This is a genomic window from Streptomyces sp. NRRL S-495, assembly GCF_000966955.1.
GTDB classification, from domain to species: Bacteria; Actinomycetota; Actinomycetes; order Streptomycetales; family Streptomycetaceae; genus Kitasatospora; species Kitasatospora purpeofusca.
Genome location: NZ_JZWY01000020.1, coordinates 53,704 through 68,635, shown reverse-complemented (window position 1 = coordinate 68,635; position 14,932 = coordinate 53,704). Strand labels below are relative to the sequence as shown.

The 14,932-nt window shown below is 72.0% G+C and carries 15 protein-coding genes; 9 read left to right on the top strand and 6 right to left on the bottom strand.

Features of this window, described 5'->3' with window-relative positions:
* Positions 1–803: LytR C-terminal domain-containing protein (locus VR45_RS02020; RefSeq protein ID WP_045937898.1), on the top strand; the 803-nt coding region annotated here is incomplete at its 5' end.
* Positions 804–893: 90 nt separating this feature from the next.
* Here VR45_RS02020 and VR45_RS02015 read toward each other — a convergent pair.
* Positions 894–1,382: a hypothetical protein gene (locus tag VR45_RS02015; protein WP_030393808.1), complete on the bottom strand. Its 489-nt coding sequence runs from the start codon at positions 1,380–1,382 to the stop codon at positions 894–896.
* Between the two features lie 461 nt (positions 1,383–1,843).
* On the opposite strand from VR45_RS02015, the gene hemL reads away from it, so the two are divergent.
* The 7 genes from hemL (at position 1,844) to VR45_RS01980 (ending at position 9,064) form a co-directional block, all read left to right on the top strand.
* The gene (gene hemL / locus VR45_RS02010) at positions 1,844–3,172 is read left to right on the top strand and encodes a glutamate-1-semialdehyde 2,1-aminomutase (RefSeq protein ID WP_045937897.1); all 1,329 of its coding nucleotides are present in this window, start codon (positions 1,844–1,846) and stop codon (positions 3,170–3,172) included.
* Positions 3,173–3,266: 94 nt separating this feature from the next.
* Positions 3,267–3,914: a histidine phosphatase family protein gene (locus VR45_RS02005; protein ID WP_045937916.1), complete on the top strand. Its 648-nt coding sequence runs from the start codon at positions 3,267–3,269 to the stop codon at positions 3,912–3,914.
* A 274-nt stretch (positions 3,915–4,188) separates the two neighbouring features.
* Positions 4,189–4,794 (top strand): TlpA disulfide reductase family protein, encoded by a 606-nt coding sequence (locus VR45_RS02000; protein ID WP_353612655.1) that lies wholly within the window; start codon positions 4,189–4,191, stop codon positions 4,792–4,794.
* Positions 4,791–5,564, top strand: a complete 774-nt coding sequence (locus tag VR45_RS01995) for a cytochrome c biogenesis protein CcdA (RefSeq protein ID WP_037779811.1) — start codon at positions 4,791–4,793, stop codon at positions 5,562–5,564. Before VR45_RS02000 ends, VR45_RS01995 begins: the two co-directional genes overlap by 4 nt.
* 3 nt (positions 5,565–5,567) lie before the next feature.
* On the top strand, positions 5,568–7,394 hold the full coding sequence (locus tag VR45_RS01990) for a cytochrome c biogenesis protein ResB (RefSeq protein WP_045937895.1): 1,827 nt from the start codon (positions 5,568–5,570) through the stop codon (positions 7,392–7,394).
* 3 nt (positions 7,395–7,397) lie between these two features.
* Positions 7,398–8,531: a c-type cytochrome biogenesis protein CcsB gene (gene ccsB / locus VR45_RS01985; RefSeq protein WP_045937894.1), complete on the top strand. Its 1,134-nt coding sequence runs from the start codon at positions 7,398–7,400 to the stop codon at positions 8,529–8,531.
* Positions 8,532–8,674: 143 nt separating this feature from the next.
* Positions 8,675–9,064 (top strand): hypothetical protein, encoded by a 390-nt coding sequence (locus VR45_RS01980; protein ID WP_159394092.1) that lies wholly within the window; start codon positions 8,675–8,677, stop codon positions 9,062–9,064.
* A 50-nt stretch (positions 9,065–9,114) separates the two neighbouring features.
* Here the strand turns inward: VR45_RS01980 and VR45_RS01975 are convergent, their stop codons facing one another.
* Positions 9,115–10,194, bottom strand: a complete 1,080-nt coding sequence (locus VR45_RS01975) for a ScbA/BarX family gamma-butyrolactone biosynthesis protein (protein ID WP_159394091.1) — start codon at positions 10,192–10,194, stop codon at positions 9,115–9,117.
* A gap of 361 nt (positions 10,195–10,555) precedes the next feature.
* Here VR45_RS01975 and VR45_RS01970 point away from each other — a divergent pair, with 361 nt between their 5' ends.
* On the top strand, positions 10,556–11,218 hold the full coding sequence (locus VR45_RS01970; RefSeq protein ID WP_052708776.1) for a ScbR family autoregulator-binding transcription factor: 663 nt from the start codon (positions 10,556–10,558) through the stop codon (positions 11,216–11,218).
* Here the strand turns inward: VR45_RS01970 and VR45_RS01965 are convergent.
* The 4 genes from VR45_RS01965 to VR45_RS01950 all read right to left on the bottom strand — a co-directional run bounded on the left by VR45_RS01965 (position 11,215) and on the right by VR45_RS01950 (position 14,822).
* Positions 11,215–11,832 carry a ScbR family autoregulator-binding transcription factor gene (locus tag VR45_RS01965; RefSeq protein WP_045937893.1) on the bottom strand — a complete coding sequence of 206 codons (618 nt, stop codon included), beginning with the start codon at positions 11,830–11,832 and terminating at the stop codon, positions 11,215–11,217. The genes VR45_RS01970 and VR45_RS01965 overlap by 4 nt on opposite strands.
* A 253-nt stretch (positions 11,833–12,085) precedes the next feature.
* Positions 12,086–12,295 (bottom strand): acyl-CoA carboxylase subunit epsilon, encoded by a 210-nt coding sequence (locus tag VR45_RS01960; RefSeq protein WP_030393819.1) that lies wholly within the window; start codon positions 12,293–12,295, stop codon positions 12,086–12,088.
* A 77-nt stretch (positions 12,296–12,372) separates the two neighbouring features.
* Entirely contained in the window at positions 12,373–13,974 is a 1,602-nt protein-coding gene (locus tag VR45_RS01955) for an acyl-CoA carboxylase subunit beta (RefSeq protein ID WP_045937913.1), read from the bottom strand.
* Between the two features lie 440 nt (positions 13,975–14,414).
* Positions 14,415–14,822 carry a PLD nuclease N-terminal domain-containing protein gene (locus VR45_RS01950; RefSeq protein WP_045937892.1) on the bottom strand — a complete coding sequence of 136 codons (408 nt, stop codon included), beginning with the start codon at positions 14,820–14,822 and terminating at the stop codon, positions 14,415–14,417.
* Positions 14,823–14,932: the final 110 nt, after the last annotated feature.

Genomic DNA, 14,932 nt, shown 5'->3' with positions numbered 1-14,932 from the left:
GGATGAAGCGCCAGCAGGCCTTCATGAGTTCGATGATCAGCACGGTGAAGAAGAAGGGCCTGGAGCCCACCACCCTGCTGCCGCTGGCCGACGCGGCCACCAAGTCGCTGCGGGTGGACGAGGGGCTCAACTCGGTCGACAAGCTGATGTCCTTCGCCCTCTCGCTGAAGAACATCGACCTGCACGACCTCAAGTTCGTGACCCCGCCGTGGCGTTACAGCGATGCCAACCTCGACCTGGTGAAGCCCGACGTGGACCGGCTGTGGGAGGCCATCAAGGCGGACCGCACCCTGGACGGCAAGGACGCCACCGGCGAGCAGCCCGACGCGCCCGCCGCCCCGGCGGCCCCGGCGGCCACCCCGGAGGCTCCGCCGACCACCACCGCGCCGCCCGCGCGCGCCGCCGCGGCCCCGATCCGGGTCGCGGTCTACAACGGAACGACCGTCAACGGGCTGGGCGCCAAGGCGGGTGAGGCCCTGAAGGCGGCGCAGTTCACCGTCACCGGCGTCAACCAGGCGAAGTCCACCAACAAGGCCACCACCACGATCGAGTACGGCGCCGGGCAGAAGGCCAACGCCGAGAAGGTCGCCGCGCTGTTCCCCGGGGCCACCCTCACCTCCACCACGGCGGCCGGCATCAGCGTCGTCCTCGGCAAGGACTACGCCGACGCCAACGGCGGCGCCGGCACGGCCGCTCCGGGCACCCCGGCGGCCCCCGCCCCGCTGCCCAGCTCGGTCACCGAGGAAGCCCGCTCGGCGGACGACGACATCTGCGCCAACACCAGCTACGGCTCCGGCGGCTGACCCCCCGACGCCCTCCCGGACACCAATGGGCAGGCCCCCCGGCGTGGTGCCGGGGGGCCTGCCCGTCGAACGTCCCGCGAAGCCGGTGGGTCAGGGCCAGACCAGGCAGTACAGCTGGTGGCCGGCGTCGTGGAGGCGGTTGGCGAAGTCCTGCCACTCGTGCAGCATGCTGTAGATCACGAAGGCGTCGCGCGGGCCCCGGCGGTCGGGGACGGTGGACCAGATGAAGGCGGCGGCGCCGAGTTCGGTCTCGTCGGCCTTCCGCAGCGGTTCGACGACGTTGTGGGGGAGCTGGACGACGGCGTAGTCCGGGTGCAGCACGACCAGCTCCAGCGGGGGCACCTGGTGCAGCGGTACGCCCTGGATGCCGGTGAGGACCATCGCGCTCATGGTCTCCGGCTTGATCTTGGTGGAGAGATGGCCGTTGGGCGAGCCGCTGGTCTCCATCAGATCGCCGAGCCGGCCGAGCGAGCCGAGTTCACCCGCGTCCAGGCCGAGCCCGCCGGGGCCCAGCGCGGTCGGGACCCGGGCCGCGGTCGCCCGGTCGGGTGCGCCGAAGTACTTGTACGTCACCCCCACGCGTCCCTCACCCCGCCTCTCACGGCCACGGCCGCCACGCCCCGTTCCCGCTCCCGTACCCCCGCGTGCGGTCTCGGCGGGCCGGCGGGGGCCACCCGCGGCCTCGTCGTAGCCGTCCTGCGCCTCGGACACTCGGACCATCCTCACCGGAATTCGCCGGAATCGACAGACCCCCGCACGTCCGGTGTCCTCCGGACGTGCTCCTTACCCGTCATGCGCCGCCGTACCCAGTCGAGGTACGCGGCAGTCCTCTTCACACCCCTGCATCGACCCGGAGTTCCTGCCCACCCTCGCGGCCGGACGAACCCCGGAGACACTCCGGGTACATAGTCTGACTGGTCCGGGTGGCCGGCGCAGCCAGGGGTCCTGTTGTACGGATAACCGTACAGACTCGGGCGCCCGGATCATCGTTCCAGATGATGAGGTCCGACATGCAGAGGTGAAGGACACGATTTGAGACCATGTCTCCCGTGAGCTACCCCTACGAAGCACCCCAGTCCCAGTCGCTCTTCGATCGTGCCTCGGTCGTCACGCCCGGCGGCGTGAACTCCCCGGTGCGCGCCTTCCGCGCCGTCGGCGGTACGCCGCGCTTCATGGTGTCCGGAACCGGCCCCTACCTGACCGACGCCGACGGCCGCGAGTACGTCGACCTGGTCTGCTCGTGGGGTCCGATGATCCTCGGCCACGCGCACCCCGCCGTCCTGGACGCGGTGCGGGAGGCGGTCTCCCGCGGCACCTCCTTCGGCACGCCCGGGCAGGGCGAGGTCGAGCTGGCCGAGGAGATCGTCGCCCGGGTCGCCCCGGTCGAGCAGGTCCGCCTGGTCTCCTCCGGCACCGAGGCCACCATGTCGGCGATCCGGCTGGCCCGGGGCTTCACCGGCCGGGCCAAGGTGGTGAAGTTCGCCGGCTGCTACCACGGCCATGTGGACGCGCTGCTGGCCGCCGCCGGTTCCGGCCTCGCCACCTTCGGCCTGCCGGACACCCCGGGCGTCACCGGGGCCCAGGCCGGCGACACCATCGTGCTGCCGTACAACGACCTCGCCGCCGTCGAGGCGGCCTTCCGGGCCCACCCCGGCGAGATCGCCTGCGTGATCACCGAGGCCTCGCCCGGCAACATGGGCGTCGTCCCGCCGCTGCCCGGTTTCAACGGCGGCCTGGCCCGGCTCTGCCGGGAGAACGGCGCGCTGTTCGTCTCCGACGAGGTGATGACCGGCTTCCGCGTGTCGAAGGCGGGCTGGTACGGCCTGGAGGCGGCGCACGAGGGCTGGGCGCCCGACCTGCTGACCTTCGGCAAGGTCATGGGCGGCGGCTTCCCGGCGGCGGCCTTCGGCGGCCGCGCCGACGTGATGGCCCACCTCGCCCCGGCCGGCCCGGTCTACCAGGCCGGCACGCTCTCCGGTAACCCGATCGCCACCGCGGCCGGCCTGGCCCAGCTGCGGGGCTGCACCGACGAGGTCTACGCGACCGTCGACCGGGTCTCGGCCGAGATCTCCGGCCTGGTCTCCGCCGCGCTCGCCAAGGAGGGCGTGACGCACCGGCTGCAGACCGCCGGGAACATGTTCTCGGTGTTCTTCACCGAGGACGCCGTGACGAACTACGACGAGGCGAAGACCCAGGAGTCCTTCCGCTTCACCGCGTTCTTCCACTCGATGCTGTCCCAGGGCGTCTACCTGCCGCCGTCGGCCTTCGAGTCCTGGTTCGTCTCCTCGGCGCACGACGAGCGGGCGATCGAGCGGATCGCCGCCGCCCTGCCCGCCGCCGCCCGGGCCGCCGCCGAAGCCACCGCCTGAGCCACCGCCCGGGCCGCCAGGCCCAGCGCCCAGCCCTTACGAGTCCCAGGAGTACTGAGAAGTGAGCGCCAAGGACATCACCGTCGTCCACCTGATGCGGCACGGTGAGGTGCACAACCCGGAGGGCGTCCTCTACGGCCGCCTCCCCGGCTACCGGCTGTCCGAGCTGGGCCGGGAGATGGCCGAGCGGGTCGCCGAGGACCTGGCCGGGCGGGACATCACCCATGTGGTGGCGTCCCCGCTGGAGCGCGCCCAGGAGACCGCCACGCCGATCGCCCGGTCCCACGGTCTGGACCTCGCGTCGGACGAGCGGCTGATCGAGGCGGAGAACATCTTCGAGGGCAAGACCTTCGGAGTGGGCGACGGCTCGCTGCGCAACCCGTCCTACTGGAAGTACCTCACCAACCCGTTCAAGCCGTCCTGGGGCGAGCCGTACCTGGAGCAGGCGGTGCGGATGATGGGCGCGCTGGCCGCGGCCCGGGACGCCGCGCGGGGGCACGAGGCGGTCTGCGTCAGCCACCAGCTGCCGATCTGGATCGTCCGCTCCTTCGTGGAGCGCCGCCGGCTCTGGCACGACCCGCGCAACCGGCAGTGCTCGCTGGCCTCGCTGACCAGCTTCACCTACGAGGGCGACCGGATCGTCTCGGTGGGCTACCGCGAGCCGGTCCGCGACCTGCTGCCGGCCCATCTGGTCGGCAAGGGCGGCAAGAGCAAGCCAGTGGGCAAGAGCTTCGGCGCCTGACGCCGGCTCCGGGGCCGGTCAGGGGCCGAGCGGGGGGCTGCTCAGGGGTCGATCCGGAGGTGTCCGGTTCCGGGTACGCCGAGGAGGCCCGGACGAGCGGAACGGTGTTCATGGTTCCCGAGTCGGTGTAAGAGCCGTGTGAGTAAGACCTGGGTCACACTCCCGCGACACCCCGCAGATCGATCCCGCCGCAGGTCAGAGGGGGTCCGGCAGACAATGCCGGACCCCCCGGTACCTGCCCGTGACTCCATGCGAAACTTTTCACATGTCTGGCATGACGCGCCTCCGTCCCCGTCTCGCCGCCGCCGCGGTCACCGCCGCCGCTGCCGCGCTGGTCCTCACCGCCTGCAGCTCCTCCGGCTCCTCGGCCAGTGGTGACGGGCAGATCGGTTTCGTCACCGCCAAGGGCAGCAACATCTCCACCGCCGCCGTCGGCCACCGCCAGGAAGCGCCGGACATCGGCGGCGACACCCTGGAGGGCGCCCCGGCCAAGCTCTCCGACTACCGGGGCAAGGTCGTCGTGCTGAACGTCTGGGGCTCCTGGTGCGGCCCGTGCCGCTCGGAGGCCGACGACCTCCAGCGGATCTGGGACAAGTACAAGGACCAGGGCGTGCAGTTCCTCGGGATCAACACCCGGGACACCGAGATCAAGAACGCCGTCCGCTTCGAGCAGGAGAAGGGCGTCACCTTCCCCAGCATCTACGACCCGGCCGGCGCCCAGCTGCTGAAGTTCCCCAAGGGCAGCCTCAACCCGCAGTCCATCCCGACCACCCTGGTGGTCGACCGGGACGGCCGGCTCGCCGCCCGGGCCGTCGGCGGCCAGACCGACGACGCCCTCGAAACGATGCTCCAGCCGGTGCTGGCGGAGCAGCAGCGGTGAGCGGGACGCTGCAGCTCGCCGACAACATCGGGACCATCCAGAGCGGGGCGCTGCTGGTCGCGGCGCCGATCGCGCTGGCGGCGGGCCTGGTGTCGTTCTTCTCGCCCTGCGTGCTGCCGCTCGTCCCCGGCTACCTCTCCTACGTGACCGGCTTCTCGGCCGCCGACCTCGCCGACGCGCGCGGGGCCCGGCGCGGCCGGATGCTGGCCGGCGCGGGGCTGTTCATCCTCGGCTTCACCGCCGTCTTCGTCTCCAGCGGCGCGCTGTTCGGCCAGTTCGGCGACACGCTCAAGGAGCACCAGGCGGTCATCAGCAAGGTGCTCGGGGCGCTCACCATCGTGATGGGCCTGGCCTTCATGGGGCTGGTGCCCGGCCTGAGCATGCGCGAGGTGCGCACCCACCGCCGCCCGGTGGTCGGGCTGCTCGGCGCGCCACTGCTCGGTGTGGTCTTCGGGGTCGGTTGGACCCCGTGCATGGGGCCGACCCTGGCCACCGTCACCAACCTCGCGCTCAACCAGGCCGACGCCCAACGCGGTGCGCTGCTGATGGTCTTCTACTGCCTGGGACTCGGCGTACCGTTCATCGTGGCCGCGCTGGCCTTCCGCCGGGCGCTGGGCGCCTTCGGCTGGGTGAAGCGGCACTACCCGCTCGTCATGCGGATCGGCGGCGGCATGCTCGTCGTGGTCGGTCTGCTGCTGGTCACCGGTGTCTGGGACGCCATGGTGAGTGACCTGCAGAACCAGTTCGCCGGCTTCCAGATCGGAATCTGACCCGTGACCAACACGACGACCGACCGTGACCGGGTCGGTGACCCGGCGCAGGGCGCCACCGAGGAAGCGGCCGAGCGGCTCACCACCGCCCCGGCCGAGTCCGACGGCCCGACCGGCATCGGCGTGGTCGGCTGGCTGCGCTGGATGTGGCGCCAGCTGACCTCGATGCGGGTCGCGCTGATCCTGCTCTTCCTGCTCTCGCTGGCGGCCATCCCGGGCTCGCTGATCCCGCAGAACGGCCAGAACCAGTTCAAGGTCGAGACCTGGAAGGCGCAGCACAGCACCGTCGCGCCGATCTACGAGAAGCTCCAGCTGTTCGACGTCTACAGCTCGGTCTGGTTCTCCGCGATCTACATCCTGCTGTTCGCCTCGCTGGCCGGCTGCATCGTGCCGCGCACCTGGCAGTTCGTCGGGGTGCTGCGCTCCCGGCCGCCGGCGGCGCCGCGCAACCTGACCCGGATGCCGGTGTACGCGGCCTGGCGGACGGACGCGGACGCCGCGGCCGTCAACGCCGCCGCCCACCGGCTGCTGCGCGGGCGGCGCTTCCGGGCGCACCTGGACGGCGGCGCGGTGGCGGCCGAGAAGGGCTATCTGCGCGAGGTCGGCAACCTGGTCTTCCACCTGTCCTTGTTCGCGCTGCTCGGCGGCTTCGCCTGGGCGAGCCTGGCCAGCGGCACCGGCGGCAAGCTGCTGGTCGAGGGCGAGGGCTACTCCAACACGATCACCCAGCTCGACGACTTCACCGGCACCCGGTTCTACGGGACCGAGGACCTCGACCCCTTCTACGTGAAGCTGAACAGGTTCACCTCGAAGTTCCAGAACAACGGCTCGCAGATCGGCAGCGCGCGGGAGTTCACCGCGAACGTCGACTACTACGAGGGCAGTGACCCGGCGAAGCTCAAGCAGGGGAAGATCGAGGTCAACCACCCGCTGGAGATCGGCGGCAGCAAGTTCTTCCTGATCGGGCACGGCTACGCCCCGAAGATCACCGTGCGCAACGCGGCCGGCGACGTCGTCTACACCGGCGCCACCCCGTTCCTGCCGCAGGACGGCAACCTGACCTCCACCGGCGTCATCAAGGTCTCCGACTACGGCGACAAGGACGGGAAGCGGACCCAGCTGGGCCTGTCCGGGTTCTTCCTGCCGACCGCCCCGGTGGCCTTCGACCGGAACACCGGCCCGCGCTCGCTGTTCCCCGGTGACGCGGACCCGGTGCTCGTGCTCAACGCCTACGCGGGCGACCTGGGCACCGACTCCGGCCTGCCGCAGAACATCTACCAGCTCAACACGAAGAACCTGACCCAGCTCCAGCAGGACGGCCAGCCGGCCAAGGTCCGGATGAAGCCGGGCGAGGTCTGGGCCCTGCCGGACGGCTACGGCACGGTCACCTTCGAGGGCTACAAGCAGTGGGCCAGCTTCAATGTCTCGCACCGTCCGGGGAACGCGATCGCGCTGGCCGGCGCGGTGCTGGCGATCGCCGGCCTGATCGGCTCGCTGTTCATCCAGCGGCGCCGGATCTGGGTGCGGGCGGTGGCCCTGCCGGGCGGCGGGACGCAGGTCGAGCTGGCCGGGCTGGGCCGCAGTGAGTCGGCGAAGATCGCCGAGGAGCTGGCCGCGCTCGCGGTGGACCTCCAGGACGACGCCCCGGCGCTCGACGACAGGTCCGAGAACGAGCCAGAGAACAAGCCCGAGAACGAGCCCGAGCCCGAGTCCGAGAACGAGCCCCACGGCGAGTCCGACGACGAGTCCGAGGACGGCTCCGCGGAGGCCGACGAGGCCTCGGCACCCGCAGAATCCGCAGTTCCCGCCGATCAGAACTCCAAGGAGTAGACGGTGCACCTCGCCTCGTCGGTCGACCCGCAGCTGGCCGACCTGTCCAACAAGCTGATCTATTCGGCGATGGCGGTCTACCTGATCGCCATGTTCGCCTACATGTTCGAGTGGACCTTCGGTGCCAAGGGCGCCGTCGCCGTCCGCTCCACCGAGCAGGCGGGCCTGGCCGGGACCGTCGCCGCGGCGGAGGCCAAGGCCAAGGGCGCCAAGAAGGTCACCGTCACCGTCGCCTCGGCGGGCGGCGGCACCACCACGCTCACCCGCACGGCGCTGGCCGGCGAGGGTGCGACGGTGGTGACCAGCGGGCGCGGCGACGAGGAGGTCGACGGCCCCGGCGCGGCCGGCACCAGCGAGAAGGCCGACCTGTCCGGCCGGATCGCGGTCTCGCTCACCGTGCTCGCCGCCCTGCTGCACGTCGGCGGTGTCCTCACCCGCGGCCTCTCGGTGTCCCGCTGGCCGTGGGGCAACATGTACGAGTTCTCCTGCGCCTTCGCGCTCGCCATGACGCTGGCCTTCCTCGGCCTGATGATCGCGAAGAAGCCGGTCCGCTGGCTCGGCCTGCCGGTCACCCTGGCGGTGCTGCTCACCCTGGGCGTCGCCGTCTCCGTGCTCTACACCGAGTCCGAGCAGCTCGTGCCGGCCCTGCACTCGTACTGGCTGGCGATCCACGTCTCCACCGCGATCATCTGCGGCGGCGCCTTCTACGCGGCGTTCATCACGACCCTGCTCTACCTGGGCAAGGAATCCTTCGACCGGAGGGCGGCGGCCGGCCTGGCCAAGGGCCCGCTCGGCACCTCGCCGTCGATCTGGCGCCGGCTGCCCGCCGCCTCGACCCTGGACAAGCTGTCCTACCGGATCAACGCGCTGGTCTTCCCGCTCTGGACCTTCACCATCATCGCGGGCGCGATCTGGGCCGAGGCCGCCTGGGGCAAGTACTGGGAGTGGGACCCGAAGGAGACCTGGTCGTTCATCACCTGGGTCGCCTACGCGTGCTACCTGCACGCCCGCGCCACGGCCGGCTGGAAGGGACGCAAGGCCGCCTACCTGGCCCTCGGCGCCTTCGCCTGCTGGCTGTTCAACTACTACGGCGTGAACATCTTCGTGACCGGCAAGCACTCCTACGCGGGGCTCTGACCGGAACCGGAACCACACACCGGCCCGGCACTCCAGACGAGGAAGCCGGGCCGAGGTGCGACGGGGGTAGTGCGTGCCGGGCCACCCGGTCCGGCACGGGGAGGAATTGAGGAGGAAATCGCGCAATGGAGTGCGACGAGGTCATGCTGACCGTCCGAATCACCGCCGCCGAGCAGCTGCTGCTCCGCCGGCTCGCCCAGGGGCACCGCAGCGACGTGTCCGAGGTGGTGGCCGACGGGCTGCTGGACATCATCCCGACGTTCGTCTCGCCGGCCGACGCCCATCGGTTGCTGGGCGCCCTCGCGGCCCCCGCGCCGTGCGCGCTGACCGTCTGGCTGCCGACGCCGCTGGCCGATCTGCTGGTGCCGGGTGCGGCCCGGATCGCCCAGGTGACGCAGGTGCGGATCGGTTCGGCCAGCGCGATGCTGGGCGCCGCGCTGCGGCTCTGGCTGGCGCAGGATCCGGGGCGGCTGGCGGAGAACCTCAGCGTGATGCACGCGGGGCGACCGTCGTCGGCGCTGGTGGCGGCCTGACCCGACGGGGGTAGCGGGCGCGGGGAGAACGGGGGAGCGGGGGCTCCGGTTCAGCTGGCGAGCGGCAGACCGCGGCGGGCGGGGGCCGGGGCGGCCGCGGACTTGCCGCCGCCGACGGGGGCACCGTCGGCGGGGGCGCCGATCAGTCGGACCTCGGCCACCGTGCGGCCGTCCTGGACCAGGACGACCCGGACGGGTGCCCGGCGCCCGCCGCAGCCGTCCTGACCGGACTCCGGCCCGGCCTCCCGGACGGCCCGCACCACACAGGGGCGGTCCGGCGCGATCGGGTCGTGGAAGGCCGTCACCAGGTCCACCGGCACCACCCGGTCCGGGTGGTGCAGCCGCTGCGCGGCCTGCCGGGCGGCCTCCAGGACGAGCATCCCGGGCAGGTGTCCCGGCGCCGGGTCCATCGGGTCGAACAGCACCGGGTGGGCGGCGTCGGCGCGCAGCAGCCAGCTGCCGGGCAGCAGCGCGGGGCCGAGCACCACATCGGCGGCCTGCTGGCGGCCCACCAGTTCCGGCGCGACGACCTGTTCCGGGATCCGCGGCGGGGCAGCCGGGCGGCGGGGGCCGCGCAGCCGGTCGTAGGCGGCGGGGGAGAGGATCCGCAGGCCCCCGACACCGCGGCCGACCGGACGGCCGTCACGTTCGATCTCCGCGTGCACCCGCAGCGCGACCAGCCGGCCGTGCCGCATCCGGACGTCGTGGCAGCTGATCCTGAGCATCAGTTCGGTGGGGGCGGCGCCGACCGCGAGGCCGTCGAGGCCGGCCGGGCCGAGGGTGTAGCCGAGTTCGTCGAGCACGGCGTGGTGGTCGTGGGGGACGCCGAAACCGGCGTGGCCGACCAACAGGGCGGCCTGCCTGACGGTTTCGGCCATCAGCACCGGGTCGTGGTGCCGGTCGCCGGGCAGCCGGTAGAAGCCGTGCAGCCGGGGCCACTGGGCACCCAGCAGGAAGTCGTACGGACCGGTGGACTGCCAGCCGGTGATGAGTACTTCGGCGACCGAGGAGCGGTGGACCAGCTGACGGGAGACGGTCCGTTCGTGGAAGTCGTAGCGGCGCGGGCCCGATTGGGCGGGGCCGGGGTGGGGATACGGAGCGTCGCCGTCCATCGCGGTGAACACTGGCATGACTGGCCCCACTCCCGGGTGTCGGTCGGCCGGCCGAACTGGCGGCCTGCGCAAAACATACAGGCCACCCGGTTTCTGCTTCCCCTGCGGGGTAGCCGCCGTCGCGCACCCGGCGGGTTCACCGTACCCGCGTTCCGGCCTGCGGCAACGCCCGGGCGGCCCGCCCAGGACCTTGGGCGGGGGTCGGTCCCCTCTGGACGGCGGGGGCCGGGCAGGGGCTAGATTAGATACCAACCATGCGGTTTCGGGTGGGCGCGGCGCGCCCCCGACGGTCCGCAGAGGCGCCGCACCATCGACGACGGCGCCGTGACAGCAACCGGGCGAGCCGGAGCTCGCCACGGCCGGGGGCCGGAGGGACCGAGTGGCCAAGCAGGAACGGGCAGGGCGGACCAGGCAGGCCGTGCTGCTCGCGGCGGCGGACACCTTCGCCGACGCGGGATTCGAGTCGGCGAGCCTGGTCGACATCAGTCGCCGGGCGGGCGTCAGCAAGGGCGCGCTCTACTTCCACTTCGTCTCCAAGCAGGCGCTCGCGGACGGGGTCCGCACCGCGGCCGCCGACACCATCGGCCTGGCCGTGCTGCGCGCGCTGCGCGGCCGGGGGCCGGCCGTCCAGGAACTCCTCGACCTCACCCAAGAACTGGCCCGGCTGCTGCGCGAGGACGTGGTCGTCCGGGCCGGTGTGCTGCTGGGTCTCGGCGGCCGCCCGGCCGGCTGCGGGGTGGGGGCGGTGGTGTCGCCGGCCGGTTCGCCGCCGGAGCCCTCGGCGGACGCGTGGTGGAGCCTGACCGCCGTCTTCCGTACCCTGCTCGACCGCGCCGCCGCGGCCGGCGAGCTGCGGCCCGGGCTGGACCGGGAGCAGGCGGCCGGGCTGCTGACCACCCTGGCGGCCGGGCTGGTGCTGTTCGCCGCCGAGTCCACCGGCCGGCTGGCCGCCGAGGCGGTCGGGGGCCTCTGGACGGTGGCCCTGCCGTCCCTCGTCCCGGCCGACCGGGTGGCGGACTACCGGATCGGATCCGCCCTCTAGTCCCGGTCCAGGTCGAAGGTGTTCAGCCGGGCCAGGGTGCGCGGCTCGACCAGTCCGGGCAGCAGCAGCGTCCAGAGGTCGGCCATCCGCTGCAGCAGGTCCTTGCGGTCGGTCAGGACCTGCGAGCTGAGCTGGATGCCGGTCACCGCGCCGGTGATCACGCCCGCGGCGGCCGCCGGCCGCACCCCCGGCCGCAGTTCGCCGGCGTCCCGGGCCCGCTCCAGCAGCTCCCGCGCCGCGTCCGTCCAGCCCTGGTAGGCGCCGATCTGCGGCTGGGTGAAGGTGCCGTGCTCGATGGTCAGCCGGATCGAGCCGCGCAGCAGCGGGTCGTCCAGCAGCGAGTGGGCGAAGGCGTGCCCCAGGTCGATCACGGTCTGCATCGGGCTGTCGGAGGTCGGCTGCCAGGTGGCCAGCCAGCCGCCCTGGCCCTCGATCACGGCGAGCGCCAGCTCCTCCTTGGACGGGAAGTGGAAGTAGAGCGCGCCCTTGGTGACCCCGGCCCGGTCCAGGATCTCGGCCATGGTGGCGCCCGCGTAGCCGCGTTCGTCGAACACCTCGGCCGCGGCGCGCAGCACCGTCTGGCGGGTCGCCAGCGCGCGGGCCTGCCTGGCCATCGCAGCCTCCCTGGTGGTTCCGGTCGTCAGCTGCTGGATCCTACGGGGGCGGGCCGGGCGGCGGCCCGCATACCGTCCGGTAGGGACCCTTTCGAGCCGTTTCGGGCGGCAGTGCGGAGTTCCGGCCCCCGCGGCCCGTCCGGCCCGCCGCGGCCGGCCCCCGTCCCGGGGAACGCCGTCGGCCGGCCACCCCGGTACTGCGGGTGGCCGGCCGACGGCCGAGCGGTCTTCGTGCGGGCCCTCGGGCGAGGCGTCAGGCGGCCCACTGCCAGCTGACCGGCGAGAAGTACGCCGGACGGCGCTCCAGGCGCTGCCAGTTGGCGATCGGCTCGACCGGCGAGGAGGCGGCCGCCTGCTGGGCGGCCGCGGCGCGGGCCATCAGCACGGCGGTCAGGGCGGCGAGCTCCTCGTCGGAGAGCGAGCCGCGGACGATTCGGACGAGTGGTTCGGCGGAAGCGGTCATGGTCCGGATTTCTCCCGGCGTAAGTGGTGAGTGGGCGTCGGCTCGGCCGGCCGTACTGCTCGGGCCGGGCGGCGCTGCTACATCGGAGGGTTGCCGTGCTTGCGGCTCGGCAGGTCCGCGTGCTTGGTGCGCAGCATGGCCAGCGAGGACGCCAGGACCTGGCGGGTCTCGGCGGGGTCGATGACGTCGTCCACGAGGCCGCGCTCGGCCGCGTAGTACGGGTGCATCAGCTCGCTCTTGTATTCCTTGATCTTCTGGGTGCGCATCGCGTCCGGGTCGTCGGCGGCGTTGATGTCCCGGCGGAAGATGACGTTGGCGGCGCCCTCGGCACCCATGACGGCGATCTCGTTGGTCGGCCACGCGAAGGAGAGGTCGGCGCCGATCGAGCGGGAGTCCATGACGATGTAGGCACCGCCGTAGGCCTTGCGCAGGATCAGCTGGATCCGCGGCACGGTCGCGTTGCAGTAGGCGTAGAGGAGCTTGGCGCCGTGCCGGATGATGCCGTCGTGCTCCTGGTCGACACCGGGCAGGAAGCCGGGGACGTCGAGCATGGTGACCAGGGGGATGTTGAAGGCGTCGCACATCTGGACGAAGCGCGCGGCCTTCTCGCTGGCGTTGATGTCCAGGACGCCGGCCAGCGACTGCGGCTGGTTGGCGATGATGCCGGTGACGTGGCCGTCGATCCGGGCGAGCACGCAGAGCACATTGGTGGCCCAGCGCTCGTGGACCTCCAGGTACTCGCCGTGGTCGACGATCTCCTCGATGACCTTGCGCATGTCGTACGGCCGGTTGCCGTCGGCCGGCACCAGGTCGAGCAGGCTGTCGTTGCGGCGGTCCACCGGGTCGTCGTTGACGACGGGCGGGGGCATCTCGCGGTTGTTCTGCGGCAGCAGCGAGAGGAGGTAGCGGACCTCCTCGATGCAGGACTGCTCGTCGTCGTAGACGAAGTGCGAGACGCCGGAGACGCCGGCGTGGACGTCGGCGCCGCCGAGCCCGTTCTGGCTGATCTTCTCGCCGGTGACGGCCTGGACGACGTCCGGGCCGGTGATGAACATCTGCGAGGTCTCGCGGACCATGAAGACGAAGTCGGTCAGGGCCGGGGAGTAGGCCGCGCCGCCGGCGCACGGGCCGAGCATCACGGAGATCTGCGGGATCACACCGGAGGCCCTGGTGTTGCGCTGGAAGATGCCGCCGTAGCCGGCGAGCGCGGTGACGCCCTCCTGGATACGGGCGCCGGCGCCGTCGTTGAGCGAGACCAGCGGGGCACCGGCCGCGATGGCCATGTCCATGATCTTGTGGATCTTCTGGGCGTGGGCCTCGCCGAGCGCGCCGCCGAAGATCCGGAAGTCGTGGGCGTAGGTGAAGACCGTCCGGCCGTGCACGGTGCCCCAGCCGACGACCACGCCGTCGGTGTGCGGCTTCTTCGCTTCCAGCCCGAAGCCGGTGGCGCGGTGCCGGCGCAGCGGCTCGACCTCGCGGAACGAGCCCTCGTCGAGCAGGAGGTCGATCCGCTCGCGGGCGGTCAGCTTGCCCTTGGCGTGCTGGGCCTCGGTGGCCTTCTCGCTGGGGCCCCGGCGGACCTGCTCGCGGAGTTCGTGCAGTTCCGCGACTCTTCCCCGGACGTCCGTGGGGATCTCAGGGACGTCGTCGTCGACCGGTGCCTGGTGCACAACCGTCATCTCGAACCACTCCAAAGGTGAGGGAACTGTCCGACAGCCAACGTCTGCGATGCCCCCGGCTGCGAATCACTTCTTCACTTATGACTGTACGAGGGGCCGCGCGCTGGTTTCGGCGTCGATTCCGTACAAGGTCGCGTCCGTTTAGATGTCAGGGCTGCACAGAAAGCGAAGCGTTTCAGCCCGTCCGGCCGGTAGCTGTTCGATTACCCCGAGCTGTCGTCCAGATGGCGGTCGGGTGAGCGTAACCTGAGGAAACATGCAGGTCACAGCTGTACCTGTCAAGGAGGGCCGGGTCTCCCGAGGGGGTGTCCGCGGGACGCCTGGTGCGGCGGTGAAGGCCGTGCCGGCGGGCCGGTGGTGTCCGACCAGTCGTAGGGATGCACCAAAAAGACCGCAGCCCACCCGGTGGATGCCGGGTGGGCTGTCCGAGCGACACGGGCTCAGCCGCGACGCCCTTCGTCCGGGTCGTCCTTGCCGCGCAGCTCGTTCTCGCGGCGGCGCAAATCCGCCTCCCACTGCTTGAGCATGTCCTCGTGCTCGTTGTTGTGCTTCTTCAACGAGGCGAGGAACTCCGGGTTGTCGTCAGGCGCCACCGGCCGGCCGTCGCGCCGGGGCGCGTACGCCGGGCCGTCGGCGTCCAGGCCGCCCGCCGGCGCGGTCCGCAGCGCCCCGCGCTGCTTGCCGGCCACCAGCCAGGCGATCGAGCCGACGAGCGGGAAGAGCAGCACGATGATCACCCAGACCACCTTGGGCAGGTGCTTCACCTCGTCCTCGGGGGTGGTCAGGCAGTCGATGAAGGCCCATACCCACAGGGCGAGCGGGAGTACGAAGGTCAGGATCCTCAGCACGGCGGCGGTCTCCCCCGGGTGACGTCGGTGGCGGGCGCGTTCTCGTGGCGGCGGGCCGGCCCGTCGACCGGTGCCGCTTCGAGGGGGCCCTTGACACAGGCCAGGCTAGC